This is a genomic window from Salinivibrio sharmensis, assembly GCF_001995985.1.
GTDB classification, from domain to species: Bacteria; Pseudomonadota; Gammaproteobacteria; order Enterobacterales; family Vibrionaceae; genus Salinivibrio; species Salinivibrio sharmensis.
In genome coordinates this window covers 11,425-26,084 of sequence record NZ_MUFC01000026.1, presented here as the reverse complement: position 1 = coordinate 26,084, position 14,660 = coordinate 11,425, and the positions used below count along the sequence as shown (strand labels likewise).

At 49.6% G+C, this 14,660-nt stretch carries 15 protein-coding genes, 4 tRNA genes and 1 rRNA gene; 15 read left to right on the top strand and 5 right to left on the bottom strand.

The window, feature by feature from the left end; genetic code table 11:
• Window positions 1–16 precede the first annotated feature (16 nt).
• Window positions 17–132 (top strand): 5S ribosomal RNA (gene rrf / locus BZG74_RS15065).
• Between the two features lie 274 nt (window positions 133–406).
• Here the strand turns inward: rrf and BZG74_RS15060 are convergent.
• From BZG74_RS15060 to BZG74_RS15045, 4 genes are all read right to left on the bottom strand, one after another.
• Entirely contained in the window at window positions 407–2,992 is a 2,586-nt protein-coding gene (locus BZG74_RS15060; protein ID WP_077773297.1) for a family 20 glycosylhydrolase, read from the bottom strand.
• A gap of 199 nt (window positions 2,993–3,191) precedes the next feature.
• Complete coding sequence (locus BZG74_RS15055) at window positions 3,192–3,836, bottom strand: nicotinamidase (RefSeq protein ID WP_077773296.1); 645 nt, start codon at window positions 3,834–3,836, stop codon at window positions 3,192–3,194.
• Window positions 3,837–3,847: 11 nt separating this feature from the next.
• Window positions 3,848–5,197 carry a CDP-diacylglycerol--serine O-phosphatidyltransferase gene (pssA, locus tag BZG74_RS15050; protein WP_077773295.1) on the bottom strand — a complete coding sequence of 450 codons (1,350 nt, stop codon included), beginning with the start codon at window positions 5,195–5,197 and terminating at the stop codon, window positions 3,848–3,850.
• Between the two features lie 113 nt (window positions 5,198–5,310).
• Complete coding sequence (locus BZG74_RS15045; RefSeq protein WP_077773294.1) at window positions 5,311–5,742, bottom strand: GNAT family N-acetyltransferase; 432 nt, start codon at window positions 5,740–5,742, stop codon at window positions 5,311–5,313.
• A gap of 76 nt (window positions 5,743–5,818) precedes the next feature.
• Between BZG74_RS15045 and murB the strand changes: the two genes are divergently transcribed.
• Window positions 5,819–6,853, top strand: coding sequence for a UDP-N-acetylmuramate dehydrogenase (gene murB, locus BZG74_RS15040; RefSeq protein WP_077773293.1), 1,035 nt, complete (start codon window positions 5,819–5,821; stop codon window positions 6,851–6,853).
• Window positions 6,850–7,818, top strand: a complete 969-nt coding sequence (gene birA, locus BZG74_RS15035) for a bifunctional biotin--[acetyl-CoA-carboxylase] ligase/biotin operon repressor BirA (protein ID WP_077773292.1) — start codon at window positions 6,850–6,852, stop codon at window positions 7,816–7,818. Before murB ends, birA begins: the two co-directional genes overlap by 4 nt.
• 15 nt (window positions 7,819–7,833) lie before the next feature.
• Here birA and coaA read toward each other — a convergent pair whose 3' ends face one another.
• The gene (coaA, locus tag BZG74_RS15030) at window positions 7,834–8,772 is read right to left on the bottom strand and encodes a type I pantothenate kinase (RefSeq protein WP_077674114.1); all 939 of its coding nucleotides are present in this window, start codon (window positions 8,770–8,772) and stop codon (window positions 7,834–7,836) included.
• 209 nt (window positions 8,773–8,981) lie between these two features.
• Here coaA and BZG74_RS15025 point away from each other — a divergent pair.
• The 12 genes from BZG74_RS15025 (at window position 8,982) to rplB (ending at window position 14,651) form a co-directional block, all read left to right on the top strand.
• A tRNA-Thr gene (locus tag BZG74_RS15025) sits at window positions 8,982–9,057 on the top strand.
• A 7-nt stretch (window positions 9,058–9,064) separates the two neighbouring features.
• Window positions 9,065–9,149, top strand: a tRNA-Tyr gene (locus tag BZG74_RS15020).
• 37 nt (window positions 9,150–9,186) lie between these two features.
• Window positions 9,187–9,261 (top strand) — tRNA-Gly (locus BZG74_RS15015).
• Between the two features lie 13 nt (window positions 9,262–9,274).
• A tRNA-Thr gene (locus BZG74_RS15010) sits at window positions 9,275–9,350 on the top strand.
• Window positions 9,351–9,454: 104 nt separating this feature from the next.
• On the top strand, window positions 9,455–10,639 hold the full coding sequence (gene tuf, locus BZG74_RS15005; RefSeq protein WP_077578272.1) for an elongation factor Tu: 1,185 nt from the start codon (window positions 9,455–9,457) through the stop codon (window positions 10,637–10,639).
• A gap of 186 nt (window positions 10,640–10,825) precedes the next feature.
• Window positions 10,826–11,017 carry a bacterioferritin-associated ferredoxin gene (bfd, locus tag BZG74_RS15000; protein WP_046074828.1) on the top strand — a complete coding sequence of 64 codons (192 nt, stop codon included), beginning with the start codon at window positions 10,826–10,828 and terminating at the stop codon, window positions 11,015–11,017.
• A 74-nt stretch (window positions 11,018–11,091) separates the two neighbouring features.
• Window positions 11,092–11,580, top strand: a complete 489-nt coding sequence (bfr, locus tag BZG74_RS14995; protein ID WP_046074790.1) for a bacterioferritin — start codon at window positions 11,092–11,094, stop codon at window positions 11,578–11,580.
• A gap of 354 nt (window positions 11,581–11,934) precedes the next feature.
• A complete protein-coding gene (gene rpsJ, locus BZG74_RS14990) occupies window positions 11,935–12,246 on the top strand; it encodes a 30S ribosomal protein S10 (RefSeq protein ID WP_002541412.1) in 312 nt (103 codons plus the stop codon).
• 13 nt (window positions 12,247–12,259) lie between these two features.
• A complete protein-coding gene (gene rplC / locus BZG74_RS14985; protein WP_077578274.1) occupies window positions 12,260–12,889 on the top strand; it encodes a 50S ribosomal protein L3 in 630 nt (209 codons plus the stop codon).
• 16 nt (window positions 12,890–12,905) lie between these two features.
• Entirely contained in the window at window positions 12,906–13,508 is a 603-nt protein-coding gene (rplD, locus tag BZG74_RS14980) for a 50S ribosomal protein L4 (protein WP_046074792.1), read from the top strand.
• A complete protein-coding gene (rplW, locus tag BZG74_RS14975) occupies window positions 13,505–13,807 on the top strand; it encodes a 50S ribosomal protein L23 (RefSeq protein WP_021024465.1) in 303 nt (100 codons plus the stop codon). The genes rplD and rplW overlap by 4 nt, the downstream gene beginning before the upstream one ends.
• A gap of 19 nt (window positions 13,808–13,826) precedes the next feature.
• A complete protein-coding gene (rplB, locus tag BZG74_RS14970) occupies window positions 13,827–14,651 on the top strand; it encodes a 50S ribosomal protein L2 (RefSeq protein WP_077578275.1) in 825 nt (274 codons plus the stop codon).
• The last annotated feature ends 9 nt before the right edge of the window (window positions 14,652–14,660 follow it).

Below are 14,660 nucleotides of genomic sequence, written 5' to 3'. Positions count from 1 at the left end.
TAGATTACCGAATTTGCTTGGCGACCATAGCGCTTTGGACCCACCTGACTCCATGCCGAACTCAGTAGTGAAACGAAGCAGCGCCGATGGTAGTGTGGGGTCTCCCCATGTGAGAGTAGGACATCGCCAGGCTTGCTTTCTTGTTTTCAGATTTTTGGAAAAATCTGAAGGCAAAAACTGATTTAAGCATCAAAGCGGATATGTGTAAGACTTTGATGAGAAAATACAGAGCCCTGACCTCACGGTCGGGGCTTTTTTGTATCTTGAGGGTGTATCAGCCCTGTGCGCTTTGCTTTAGACTGCCTGCTAAGTAGATATCATTTCATTTTCTACCTACCCAAGATCTAATAAAAAGCCCCGTCTTGTCGACGGGGCTTTGTCTTTTCTAAGCGGTGTAATCGCTCGATTATTGAATTTTACTGACTCGGCTTACGCGTTCACCTGAAATGGTACGTAGTTGTACCGGGGCGCTGACGTGAGGAGCGTTTGCCGCATCATAGGTCTGCCAGCTTGCACCATTATCAGTTGAGTACTCAATAGTGAGTCCAGGGAATGGCGAGTTCGCTTTCAATGTACCACTTTCTATCACCCCACCCGGAACCGGTAAGCGGAAGCCAACACCCTGTTGCTCTAGTTGTGGGAACCAGTAGCTCGCTAACTGATTGGCAAAGAGGTTGTAATCAATGTTGCGCTTGGTTTGATTCGCCTCTTGCCCAGTTTGAGTGCTTGCTTCCCACTCGGCGCGGTGCCAAGCTCGCTCTGCCATGGCAAAGAGACGAGGGAAAGTCATTGATTCAAATTGGCCGTCGGAGCGAATGGTTTCACTCCAAATAGAGGCTTGTAAACCGAGTACATTTTCTGGACGTGTTAGTGTTTTCACGGTTGCAGCGTCTAGTACTTCCTGTTTGGTGATAGGTGCACCATTGCGTTTTGCATCTGCGTTAGCGTAGAGATCATCGGGCATAAAGCTAAACGTCTTACGGGTGTCGGTAAAACGGGGTGCCCAATAATAGCCGCGCTCACTTGGGTCTGGCTCATAGGGGTGGTCAAAATAGAGGTGTGTGGCTTGGTTATAGATAACCCCATAGCCATTGTTGGCGAGATTATAGGCGCGATCGGCAACGCCCCACTCCCAGATATTTTGCCACGCATTGCCATAGACGTGTTCATTGGCAAGTTGTGCGCGTGGATAGACGTTGTTGTTGTGCATGAGGCCATCTTCCCAACCACCGAGATCGAGCTGATGACGTTGGGTAATGTGCGAAATACGTTCGACAAAGTACTGACTTAGATCGTCAACACTGTTCACGCCTGCATCGTTGTCTGCAATAAAGGCCTCGCAGACGGGCGACTCTTTCCAAGCACCGGCAATTTCATCTCCGCCAAAGTGGAATGTATCAAGCGGCTGTATGTCTCGATGCGCATCGACGAGCGCCGCAACCACTGTATCGACGAAGCGATAACTGGATTCCATACAAACATTCATCGCATTGTCGGTGAACATTTGCACAGAAAGGTATTGGGTGTCGTCTTCAAAGTCCGTGAGCAAATATTCTTTCGCTTTGGCTTCATCGCCTTGTGCCATGAACTTGTGGTAACGCGCTTCCATCGCTTTAATGGCCGCGTGCGCGTGACCTGGCATATCTACTTCTGGAATGACGGTGATATTGAGTGCCTCTGCCTTACGCAGAATCGCTTGATAATCTTCCGTAGTGTAATACCCATTGGATGCTTCTGTGCCGTCAGGCCCTGCGCCTAAGAAGGGCAACACGCAGCGGGTTTCTGACAAGTCATGACAGCGTTTGCTACCGATGTCTGCCAGTTCTGGTAGGGCTGGGATCTCAATACGCCATGCTTCATCATCACTGAGACGTAAATGGAGCTTGTTGAGTTTCAGTGCGGCCATTTGGTCGAGTAACTTTAAGATCGCCTCTTTGCTGCGGAAGTTTCGCGCGGCATCGACAGACAGGCCACGGTAAGCAAAACGCGGTGCATCGGTTAGCGTCACCGCCTTGAGTGTCTCGCCGGTTTTAAGTTGTAGCAGGCTTTGTGCAGCGTATAAGGCACCCGCTTCATCAGGGGCGTCGATGTCAATACGTTGCTGCTCAGGTTGCACATCTAGGCGATAAGCTTCGTGCCACTGGTCGCTTCCATTAAGGGTGACTTTTCCCCACCCCACATGAATAACTTTTTGATTAGTAGGTGCCCAGTCGGTGGCTGAAATGCCAAGCTGATCGGCAAGCCATTGAGCTTGTGCTTGATAGCCGTTGTCGTAGACCACGGTCCACTCGCTATCGAGGGTGATATGGCCATTTTTCTCAATGCGACTGGCAGGTGTGGGAAGCACGTGTCCTTGGGTATCCACCAACGACAAATCGGCATTGCGTACATAGCGCTGCTCGGCCGTGAAAGGGTCATAATGGTCGGTGAGTGCACCGCCGTAACGTTTCCACTGTGCGGGAGCGTCAAAGTCACCGACAAAGGTGAGCTCATCATCCGGTTTGGTGGGCACTTGGCCATTTTTGTGGTTACTGGTGCTGGTAATCAACGCGGTATGCGTGCCAGCTTCATCGTCGGAGGCTAAATACCAATTTGGCATAATATCGGATTTGGCGACTTGCCAGTCAGAGGCATTAAAGCCGACGACTAATTGATCACCGGGGGCGAGCGGAACAAAGCTATCCGTGGGCTCGAGTTTGAAGAGATCCCCGTTGACGTGTGAGACTTTAAGTTGATCGGTATCGATCGAATTGATCATGCGGATGTGACTGAAATAAATCGCCCAGCCTGTTTTAGGCAGTGTCTGAGTACTGTGGTTAGTAAACGCGACGTTGCCCGTAAAAGAGCGCCAGTCATCTTGCGTATTATCAACCACTTGGTATTGGACATCGAGACCGTTTCCGAGTGAATCAAGCTGCGATGCAGGCATCGCCCAAGCGGTGCTACATAATGAAGCGCCGATCAGGAGACCCAGTGCGGTAGGTTTGAGCATGCTATCCTCCAAACTTATTTTTTATTGTGAAAATAGTTAATAGGACAGTAGAGGATAGCGCCCAATAAGCCTAGCAATCTTGTTGGCTAAAGCGTATTTATGTCTAAGGAATCAAACTTATTGATGTGTGTGGGCTGTGGGTTTCGCTAAAACAGCGAGGAAGATCGCAGAGGAAATTGATGATCCACTGCGATACAAATTAACGCGGAAGTAAGCAGCTTAACGCGATTTGGCTATCCACCAGTCGAATGCCGACAGCGACCATTTCGTCACAAGCGGATGATACCGTGTCGGGGTCAATTCCGCGACACGCTGCGAGGTTAACGATGACGTCAAAGCGCCCGCGCTTTTTCAGCTGGATGGCGGTGGTTTTAACGCAATAATCGGTTGCCAGGCCACCGACAATCACGGTTTCTACGGCTTGGCTATGCAGCCACTCAATCAAGCCTGTGCTGAGTTTTTCTTCAATATCATGAAAGCAGGCACCGTAGGGATGCAGATCAGGCTCGATCCCTTTCCAAACCACATAGTCGTAATCGGTAATGGGGGGCAAGCCATCGATGGTTTCAAACCCTTTGGTGCCAGGCACTGCATGTCTCACCCAAGTGAGATCGGCATTTTTATGTGCTAAGGGCTGCAACATATCAGCAGGTTTATCGACCACCCAGACGGCATTGGTGGGATGTGCATCTTTGGTGAGTACGCGTAAGTCAGCCAATACCGCTTGCTGATTCAGAGCAGGCCCGATGGTATCGCCCTCAGGCACAGGCAGCTCATCAGGACAAAGCGGTGTGAATGTGCATTGTGCATCAACGTCAATCGCGGCAATTTTGGCTTGTTTCATCGCATCATCACCTAGAGTATTTGATTGAGTAAATGATCGGCCTTAACCCGTTTTATCCGTTTAAGCAGACGTTTGACCGGGACGGGATAGTCCTCCATTTTTTCTATTTGCTTATAGCTTCCCACCAACTGGGTATGAGCCAATATCTTGTCCACCTCTTGCTGTTTTTGGGTCTCGAGCTGCTGGTGTTTGTCGTGAATTAAGATGGCGTTTTCTAAGTCTAGCTTCCACGCCCGAGGGTTGAGGTTGTTCCCGGTCAGCAGCATATATTGGCGATCAACCCAAATTCCCTTTAGGTGGAAACTGTTGTCATCATGCTTCCAAATATGGATGTTCAACTGGCGTTTGGCAATCGCCGCTTCGTTGCGGCGCGCAAAGTTGCGCAGGTTGACTTCATACAGGTAGGGGAGAGCCGAAATGGTCTTAAAGGGTGCATCTGGTGGCGAGTAAAAGTCATTGGCGGTTTTATCGCCAACGATAATACTGATCGTTACTCCTCGACGCAGTGCGCGTCGTATTTCTCGGACCACACTACGTGGTGGATTAAAATATGGCGTGCAAATCACGAGCTCTTTTTGTGCGCTGGCAATCAAATGGCAGATATAGCGATTGAGCTTATTTTTGCGTTTACCCAGCCCGACCATAGGGGTTAGGCCCACTTGGTCATTACCAATGGGCTCATCTGCATAGCGGTAGCTTGCACGCTGTAATTGTGCTCGAAAATCACGAATACAGGGCTTGAGCGCTTTACTGTTTGGCCGGTCTGGCGAGGTGAGGCAATTGACCGCGCTATCGGCGGTTAAGGTATTAACAATAAAGTCTGCCATGGTATCGGCGAGGGCTTTATTGTTAAGAACATGGTAGCGGTCGTAACGATATCTATTATGTTGCGCTAGGTAGACATCATTTAAGCTGGCGCCACTGTAAAGCACGGTATTATCGAATACAAAGCCCTTCAGGTGCAGCACACCAAACACTTCTCGGTTTCTGACAGGTACACCGAGCACTTCTATTTTGTGTGGGTAACGTTCAGCATAAGCGCGGTATAAGCCCGCATTGCCATCAGATTGCTCAGCACCAATCAGCCCTCGTTGCGCGCGGTGCCAGTCAACCAATACTTTGATATCAAGATCAGGGTTCGCTTGCTTGGCTTCGTAGAGCGCGTCGAGCACACTTCGTCCCGCCTCATCATCTTGCAGATACAAGGCAACTAGGTAAATCCTGGATTTTGCCTTTTTTATTTCACTAAGCAAGCGCTCTCTAAACGAGACGGCATCTAATAAGGTTTCGAGATTTTCTGGCTGGTGCGCAATGGTGGGCAGGCGATCAATAAGCTGCCGATGTGCGTTCGCTGAATCCATTGTTACCTCTTGTTGTTCGACGGCCAGAGTCGAGCGGTTTGATGCTAAACCCTGAATTATACCAGAAGTTAGGTCAAGTCACGGATCACTGCGCGGTGTCTTTGTTGTAAATATCACGCTTTGGATGTGTATTTCATTGCCACCAAGTCTTTACCGCTATGACAGTAGCTTTGGTATCGCGCTGCCAACTCGTCTGGCAACGCTTGCGTGTCCACACTGTTGAAACCGTGTTGCGCGTATAAAGCGGTCAATGGTCGGAATGCTAAGCAAAAGCTTGGGCGCTGCGCCAGAATAGGTTGGGCGGCGTCGAGCAGTTGATGACTTAACCCCGACCCGCGCAATTGTGGGTGCAGCAACATGCCAGTGAGTAATTGATACTCTTGACGTTGTTGAAAGCGGACTGCGCCACATAAGCCGCTGGGTCCATCCACCACCCAGATATGTTCATCTTTTTTCGGTTTACCCGGTGGATAGTAGGTTTTATAGAATCGCGCTACGAGTGGAAACCGTAATGGCTCGAGTGGGTGAATGTGGTAATTATCCATAGCCTAATAGATGCGCAATACGAGCAGGACAGGTAGTATACCTATCCATGATTTTTTCTGACAGCGTAATGCATTGATGAAGTGGCTATCTGATGTGTCTTTGACACCCCATCACACCTTTGGTCTCCCCGCCCACGCTCATACGATCGTGGAAGCGCACACGGTAGAGGATTTATATGCTATTTGGCAGCACGCTGACGACCTGACGCTTCCTAAGTTAGTGGTGGGAGAGGGGAGTAATCTGCTTTTTTGCCAAGACTTCCAGGGCGTGGTCGTGCTAAATCGCCTTACTGGTGTGTCAGTCGATGATGAGAGCGACCACTGGGTATTGCATGTGGGGGCCGGTGAGTCTTGGCACAATTTAGTCGCCTGGAGCATTGATAATGGATTGCCCGGGCTGGAGAATCTTGCGCTTATCCCTGGCTGTGTCGGCGCAGCACCGATTCAAAATATTGGCGCTTATGGCGTTGAGTTTTGCGAGCGCTGCATGTATGTGGAGATAGTTAACCCTGAGACAGGGGAGTCTCGCCGCCTGACCTCTGAAGAGTGCCAATTTGGTTATCGTGACTCAATATTTAAAACTGACGTGATGGCAGGGTGGGTGATCACGCAAGTGGGGTTCCGATTAGCGAAAGCGTGGCAGCCCGTGCTCAAATATGGTGCGTTGGCGGATCTCGATCCAGAGCGAGTATCAGCGCAAACCATTTTTGAAACGGTCTGTGCGATTCGCCGAGCCAAGCTCCCTGATCCCCGAGAGTGTGGCAATGCGGGAAGCTTTTTCAAAAATCCAGTGATTGATGCACACCAGGCGCAAACATTGCAAACCTGTTATCCCGAGATGCCCATGTACTCTGCTGGAGAGGGAAAAAAGAAGCTCGCTGCAGGTTGGCTGATTGACCAATGTGGTTTGAAAGGCAAGCAAGTGGGAGGGGCGCGTGTGCATCCGAAACAAGCCCTAGTGCTGACGAACGCCAATCATGCAACCAGCCAAGACGTCATTCAATTAGCAAAGCAAGTGGTCGAGGAAGTACAGGTGCGGTTTGGTGTGACCTTGCACCATGAGGTGCGCTTTATGGGCGCTAAGGGTGAAACCAGCTTGGAGGCACAATGAGCAGTGCGCATACCGCAAGACTTACCCTTATCGACCGTTTATCCGATGGTGAGTTTCACTCAGGCGAAATGTTGGGTGAGGTGTTAGGGGTAAGCCGTGCGGCGGTCAGTAAGCACATTAAAGTGTTGCAATCATGGGGCCTAGACATCTACCGCGTTCAAGGAAAAGGCTATTGCTTGTCACAACCAATCGAGCTACTCGATGAAACGCGCTTGACTAAGCAGACATCCGTCCCCTCATTGTCGGTGATCCCAGTGATTGATTCCACCAATCAGCACTTGATGGATCGAGTGGGCGAGCTGGCGGTGGGCAGTGTTTGCTTAGCGGAATATCAGCAACAAGGTCGAGGGCGCCGTGGCCGCGCGTGGCAGTCGCCGTTTGGAAGCAACTTGTATTTGTCGATGTATTGGCGTCTCGATGCTGGGCCTGCCGCGGCGATGGGTCTAAGCCTGGTGGTCGGGGTGGCGATGACCAAGGCGTTGCATGAGTTGGGGGCTCCCGATGTGAAAGTCAAATGGCCCAATGACCTGTATTTTCAGGATAAAAAACTCGCTGGTATCTTAGTGGAAATGATGGGGCAAACAGGCGATGCGGCTCACCTTGTGATCGGCATGGGGTTAAACATTGGCATGGGGGCACATTTGAATCAAAGCATTGACCAGCCTTGGGCGCGTTTAGCGGAGGCCTGCCAACCCATGCCATCACGCAATACATTGGCCGCAACCTTGATTGAGCGTTTAAAAGAAGCACTGATTGACTATGAGCGACATGGGCTATCGAGCATCATGGCCGACTGGCCCTTGCTGGATAATTTTATCGATCGCCCCGTTAAACTGCTGATGGGCGAGCGACAAGTGCGTGGCATTGAACGTGGAATCGATGAGCATGGCGCTTTGCTGCTAGAAATCGATGGTGACATCACGCCTTACTTGGGCGGAGAAATTTCACTAAGGCGCGATGACTGATTGCTATAGCAAAGATTACTTGCGAACCCGGATGCGTTGAACGGAATGATTGGCGCCCTTCTCTAGAATCAAGCTGGCGCGTTCCCGGGTTGGTAGAATGTTTTCTGATAAGTTCTTCCCGTTTATCTCATCCCAGATGGTCGCGGCTTTTTGGGTCGCTTCATCCACAGATAGTCGCGTGTAGTGATGAAAGTAAGCTTGTGGGTCTAGAAATGCGCCACGGCGGAACTTCATAAAACGCTCGATATACCAGTGCTTCAGTAAATCGGGCTCGGCGTCGACATAAATAGAAAAGTCGAGAAAGTCGGAAATAAACACATGATGGGGATCGTGCGGGTAATCCATGCCACTTTGCAGGACATTGAGCCCTTCGAGGATCAAGATGTCGGGTTTCTCCACGTTTTGCACGTCAGAGGTAATGTCGTACACCAAGTGAGAATAAATCGGTGCGGTGACACAGTCTTTTCCTGATTTGACGTCAGCCACAAACTCAACCAGTTTGCGCATGTCATAAGATTGCGGAAACCCTTTCTTATGCATGATGCCACGCGACTCAAGCTCGGCGTTGGGGTATAAAAAGCCGTCAGTGGTCACGAGTGCAACTTTAGGATGATCTGGCCATCGTGTCAGCAAGGCTTTTAAAAGGCGAGCGGTGGTACTTTTACCCACAGCAACGCTGCCCGCGATGCCAATCACATAGGGCACATGATTTGATACCGGTTGGGATAAAAACTCGTCTAGCACTTCCGTCCGGCTTTTGCGCGCTTTCACATAGAGATTAAGCAGCCGGGATAAAGGAAGATAAATATCGCGCACCTCATCCATCGACAAATGCTCGTTAAGGCCGCGCAAGCGGTCAATGTCATCTTCAGTGAGCGTCATGGGCACTGCATCCCTCAGTTCAGCCCATTGTTGACGCTCGAACGACAAATAAGGCGTTAGCGTTGCATTCATGATCCATGTGCCTTAAGCCAGTAAAGAGGGTGACGATACCGCAAACGACAGGGAAGGAAAAGCACCGACGATGAGTGTTGATTGGGCGGGCTGGTTATTTTCGCAACAGTCACGCGGAAAAATGCGCAAAAGACGAAAAAATCACCCATTTTTTTAAAATTCCCTATTGCACCCCTCAAATCCATGGCATAGAATGCGCAGCACTTGTCGCCGGCTTAGCTCAGTTGGTAGAGCAACTGACTTGTAATCAGTAGGTCGCCAGTTCGATTCCGGCAGCCGGCACCAAAATTTAGGTGGAATTCCCGAGCGGTCAAAGGGATCAGACTGTAAATCTGACGGCTCAGCCTTCGAAGGTTCGAATCCTTCTTCCACCACCATTTTCAAATTGTTTGAATAGCTCTACGAGTAACGATTGCGGGCATCGTATAATGGCTATTACCTCAGCCTTCCAAGCTGATGATGCGGGTTCGATTCCCGCTGCCCGCTCCACTCTTTTTAGAGTGCTGATATAGCTCAGTCGGTAGAGCGCACCCTTGGTAAGGGTGAGGTCGGCAGTTCAAATCTGCCTATCAGCACCATCCTCTCCAAGGTAACTTCAAGCCGTTTGATATATACTCAACAAACCTGATTGTTGGTTGTGTGGTCGTAATGCCACCGAAATACCGTGCTTAGAGGGACTGTCATGTCTAAAGAAAAATTTGAACGTACGAAAACGCACGTTAACGTTGGTACTATTGGCCACGTTGACCATGGTAAAACTACGCTGACCGCAGCTATCTGTACAGTACTTGCAAAAGTACACGGTGGTGCTGCTCGTGACTTCGCGTCAATCGATAACGCACCAGAAGAGCGTGATCGTGGTATCACCATCGCAACGTCTCACGTTGAGTACGATACGCCAAACCGTCACTACGCACACGTTGACTGCCCAGGACACGCTGACTATGTGAAAAACATGATCACCGGTGCAGCACAGATGGACGGTGGTATCCTGGTTGTTGCTGCAACTGATGGCCCAATGCCACAGACGCGTGAGCACATCCTACTAGGCCGTCAGGTTGGTATTCCAAACATCATCGTGTTCATGAACAAATGTGACATGGTTGATGACGAAGAGCTGCTTGARCTGGTTGAAATGGAAGTACGTGARCTACTTTCAGAGTACGACTTCCCAGGTGACGACTGCCCAGTAATCCAAGGTTCAGCGCTAGGYGCCCTGAACGGTGAAGAGCAGTGGGAGCAGAAGATCGTTGAGCTATCTGAAGCGCTGGATTCTTACATCCCAGAGCCAGAGCGTGCGATCGACAAGCCGTTCATCCTGCCAATCGAAGACGTATTCTCAATCCAAGGCCGTGGTACCGTAGTAACTGGCCGTGTTGAGCAAGGCATCATCACTGTKGGTGACGACGTTGAAATCGTAGGTATGAAAGAGACTGCGAAAACAACATGTACCGGTGTTGAGATGTTCCGTAAGCTTCTAGACGAAGGCCGTGCGGGTGAGAACGTTGGTGTTCTTCTRCGTGGTACTAAGCGTGACGAAGTWGAGCGTGGYCAAGTACTGGCTAAGCCTGGTTCAATCACTCCGCACACCAAGTTCGAGTCAGAAGTATACGTACTGGGCAAAGACGAAGGCGGCCGTCATACTCCGTTCTTCAAAGGCTATCGTCCACAGTTCTACTTCCGTACAACTGACGTAACCGGTACTATCGAGCTGCCAGAAGGCGTTGAGATGGTAATGCCTGGTGACAACATCAAGATGGTTGTTGAGCTGATCGCACCTATCGCGATGGACGAAGGCCTACGTTTCGCTATCCGTGAAGGTGGCCGTACTGTAGGCGCGGGTGTTGTTGCTAACATCATCGCTTAATTTGATAGACGTCTTGTCTTATCAATCAAAGGGAGCGCACTGCGCTCCCTTTTTGTTTGCCCTATCTTTCGCCATCCCTTGATTCAAATGAGTTAGTCATCAATAACCAAGCGTTATATAAAAAAACTTTACCTCAAACGCAATGCAAACTATTCTCGTTATAGTTCAGGTTATGAGATCGCGAAGATGTTAGTTTGTATTTGCCACAGCGTGTCGGATAAGACCATTAAGCATTGGGTGCGCCAACAAGGTGTCACTAGCATCCGTGAGTTACGCCAGCTGACGCCTCTGGGGTCGCAATGTGGTAAATGTGTACGTCAAGCCAAAGAGGTGATATACGACGAGAGCCAACTGATCACGCTACAAAAAGCCAGTTAACCTGCCGTCAATATTTGACAGCCTTCTTATGGGTTCTACATTTGTTAGGTAGAACTCATAAGGAGGCTTTTGCCATGAAAGGCGATCCAAAATCGATAGCGTTTCTCAACACGGTACTCGGCAACGAATTGATTGCGATTAATCAGTACTTTCTGCATGCGCGCATGCTCAAAGACTGGGGCTTAAAAGTCATCGCGGATAAAGAATATGAAGAGTCCATTGATGAGATGAAACATGCGGACAAACTTATTGAGCGTATTTTATTTTTGGAAGGGACGCCCAATTTGCAAGATTTAGGCAAGTTACGCATTGGTGAAGATACACAAGAAATCTTCGAGTGTGATTTGGCGCTAGAGATGCAAGCGCACGAAGACTTGAAAGAAGCCATTGCTTACACCGAAAGCATCCGCGATTTCGTGTCACGAGACTTGTTCCAATATATTCTTGATGATGAGGAAGAGCACATTGATTGGTTGGAGACTCAGCTGGGTCTGATTGATAAAGTGGGTATCGCCAACTACAACCAAGCACAGATAATCGAAGACGCCAGCGACAAAGCCTAAGGCGGCGCTCAACGTAGTAAGATAGATAAACGCACCCAATCGGGTGCGTTTTTGTTTGGGCTTATTTTTTAACCAAGGCTTGCAAAGCTATCGCGCATCGGTATAATGCCCGGCACTGCTTAAGTCATTGCGACTTCCGACGCAGTTGTGAACCAATGAGCATCGAGGAATGGAACAGTAAACTGTTCGTTTAATGTATACTCCGCTTATGTTCGCAGTCATAGAATAATGGCTGACAATGTGCCTAATTTTGGCACTACGGTTTCACATAAATTAATCGGCATTCCCTCGTCTTGATGAGGTGGAATGGCGATATTGTTTGTGTAAATATTTTAGAATTTGGAGCTCTGTCTCATGCAGAACCAACGTATCCGTATCCGCCTTAAGGCGTTCGATCATCGTTTGATCGATCAGTCTACAGCGGAAATCGTTGAAACCGCTAAGCGCACTGGCGCACAGGTTAAGGGACCAATCCCTCTACCTACTCGTAAAGAGCGCTTCACCGTTCTTATTTCTCCGCACGTAAACAAAGACGCACGTGACCAGTACGAAATTCGTACTCACAAACGTCTGATCGACATCGTTGAGCCAACAGATAAAACTGTTGACGCTCTGATGCGTCTTGACCTTGCTGCGGGCGTTGATGTTCAAATCAGCCTGGGTTAAGGGGGAGTAGATAATGATTGGTCTAGTCGGTCGTAAAGTCGGTATGACTCGTATCTTCAACGAAGATGGCGTTTCTATCCCGGTAACCGTAGTTGAAGTTGAAGCTAACCGTGTTGCTCAGGTGCGTAAGCCAGAAGTTGACGGTTATGCCGCAATTCAAATCACTACAGGCGAGAAGAAAGCAAGCCGTGTTAATAAGGCACAAGCTGGTCACTTTGCGAAAGCAGGTGTTGAAGCAGGCCGCGGTTTGTGGGAATTCCGTCTGGAAAATGGCGAAGAGTTCGAAGTTGGCGCTGAGCTAAACGTCGATCTTTTCTCTGAAATCAAAAAAGTAGACGTTACTGGCACGTCAAAAGGTAAGGGCTTCCAAGGCGGCGTTAAGCGTTGGAACTTCCGTACTCAAGACATGAGCCACGGTAACTCTTTGTCTCACCGTGCGCCTGGTTCTATCGGTCAATGTCAGAGCCCAGGTCGCGTATTCAAAGGCAAAAAAATGGCAGGTCACATGGGTGCTGAGCGTGTAACGACTCAAAACCTAGAGATCGTACGTGTTGACGCTGAGCGCAATCTGCTTCTTATTAAAGGTGCAGTCCCAGGTGCGACAGGTGGCAACGTGATCGTTAAACCAGCCGTTAAAGCGTAACGTCGAGGAGATAGTAATGGAATTGGTAGTCAAAGGCGCCGACGCGCTAACTGTTTCCGAAACTACCTTCGGGCGTGAATTCAACGAGTCCCTGGTTCACCAGGTAGTCGTTGCATACGCAGCTGGTGCCCGTCAAGGTACTCGCGCTCAGAAAACTCGTTCAGACGTGTCTGGTGGCGGTGCTAAGCCATGGCGTCAGAAGGGTACTGGTCGCGCCCGTGCAGGTACAATCCGCAGCCCAATCTGGCGCAGCGGTGGTGTCACTTTCGCAGCACGTCCTCAGGACCATGCTCAGAAAGTAAACAAAAAGATGTACCGTGGTGCTCTGAAGAGCATCCTGTCAGAGCTGGTTCGTCAAGAGCGTTTGATCGTTGTTGATAACTTCTCTGTTGAAGCACCAAAAACTAAAGAGCTTGTCGCTAAGCTGAAAGAGCTTGAGCTGAACGATGCTCTGATCGTCACTGCCGAAGTTGATGAGAACCTGTTCCTTGCCGCACGTAACCTGTACAAGGTTGACGTACGCGATACAGATACCATCGACCCAGTTAGCTTGATCGCTTTCGACAAAGTCGTGATGACTGCTGATGCAGTTAAACAAGTTGAGGAGATGCTGGCATGATCACTGAAGAGCGTATCCTAAAAGTTCTGCGTGCTCCGCACATCTCTGAAAAAGCGACGATGGCCGCTGAAAACAACAACACTGTTGTATTCAAAGTAGCCAAAGAAGCAACTAAAAAAGAGATCAAAGCGGCAGTTGAAAAACTGTTCGAAGTTGAAGTGAAGTCTGTTCGTACTCTTCTCGTTAAGGGTAAGACCAAACGTCAAGGTATGCGTGAAGGCCGTCGTAGCGACTGGAAAAAAGCGTATGTTGCCTTGAAAGAAGGTCAGGACATCGACTTCGTTGGCGGCGCTGAGTAAGACGGAGGAGTAAAAGCAAATGGCTATTATCAAATGTAAGCCGACTTCACCGGGTCGTCGTCACCTTGTTAAAGTGGTTAACCATGATCTGTACAAAGGTAAACCATATGCACCACTGCTAGAGAAAAACTCTAAGTCTGGTGGTCGCAATAACAACGGTCGAATCACAGTGCGTCACATCGGTGGTGGTCACAAGCATCATTACCGTGTAATTGACTTCAAACGTACTAAAGACGGTATCCCAGCGAAAGTTGAGCGTCTCGAGTACGATCCGAACCGTAGTGCAAACATCGCGCTTGTACTGTATGCGGACGGTGAACGTCGTTACATCATCGCACCAAAAGGCCTAAAAGCCGGTGATCAGATCCAATCTGGTGCAGATTCAGCTATCAAGGTAGGTAACACCCTGCCAATGCGTAACATCCCAGTGGGTTCTACTATCCACAATATCGAGCTTAAGCCTGGTAAAGGTGGTCAGTTAGCTCGTTCTGCGGGTGCATATGCGCAAATCGTAGCTCGTGACGGCGCGTACGTCACACTCCGCCTGCGCAGCGGTGAAATGCGTAAGGTTCTTGCTGAAGGTCGTGCGACTCTTGGTGAAGTGGGTAACTCTGAGCACATGCTACGCGAACTGGGTAAAGCCGGTGCCGCGCGCTGGAAAGGCGCACGTCCAAGCGTACGTGGTGTTGCAATGAACCCGATTGACCACCCACACGGTGGTGGTGAAGGCCGTACCTCAGGTGGTCGTCATCCAGTATCACCTTGGGGTATGCCAACTAAAGGCTTCAAGACCCGTAAGAACAAACGTACCGACAAGTACATCGTACGTCGTCGTAACAAGTAATTATTATCA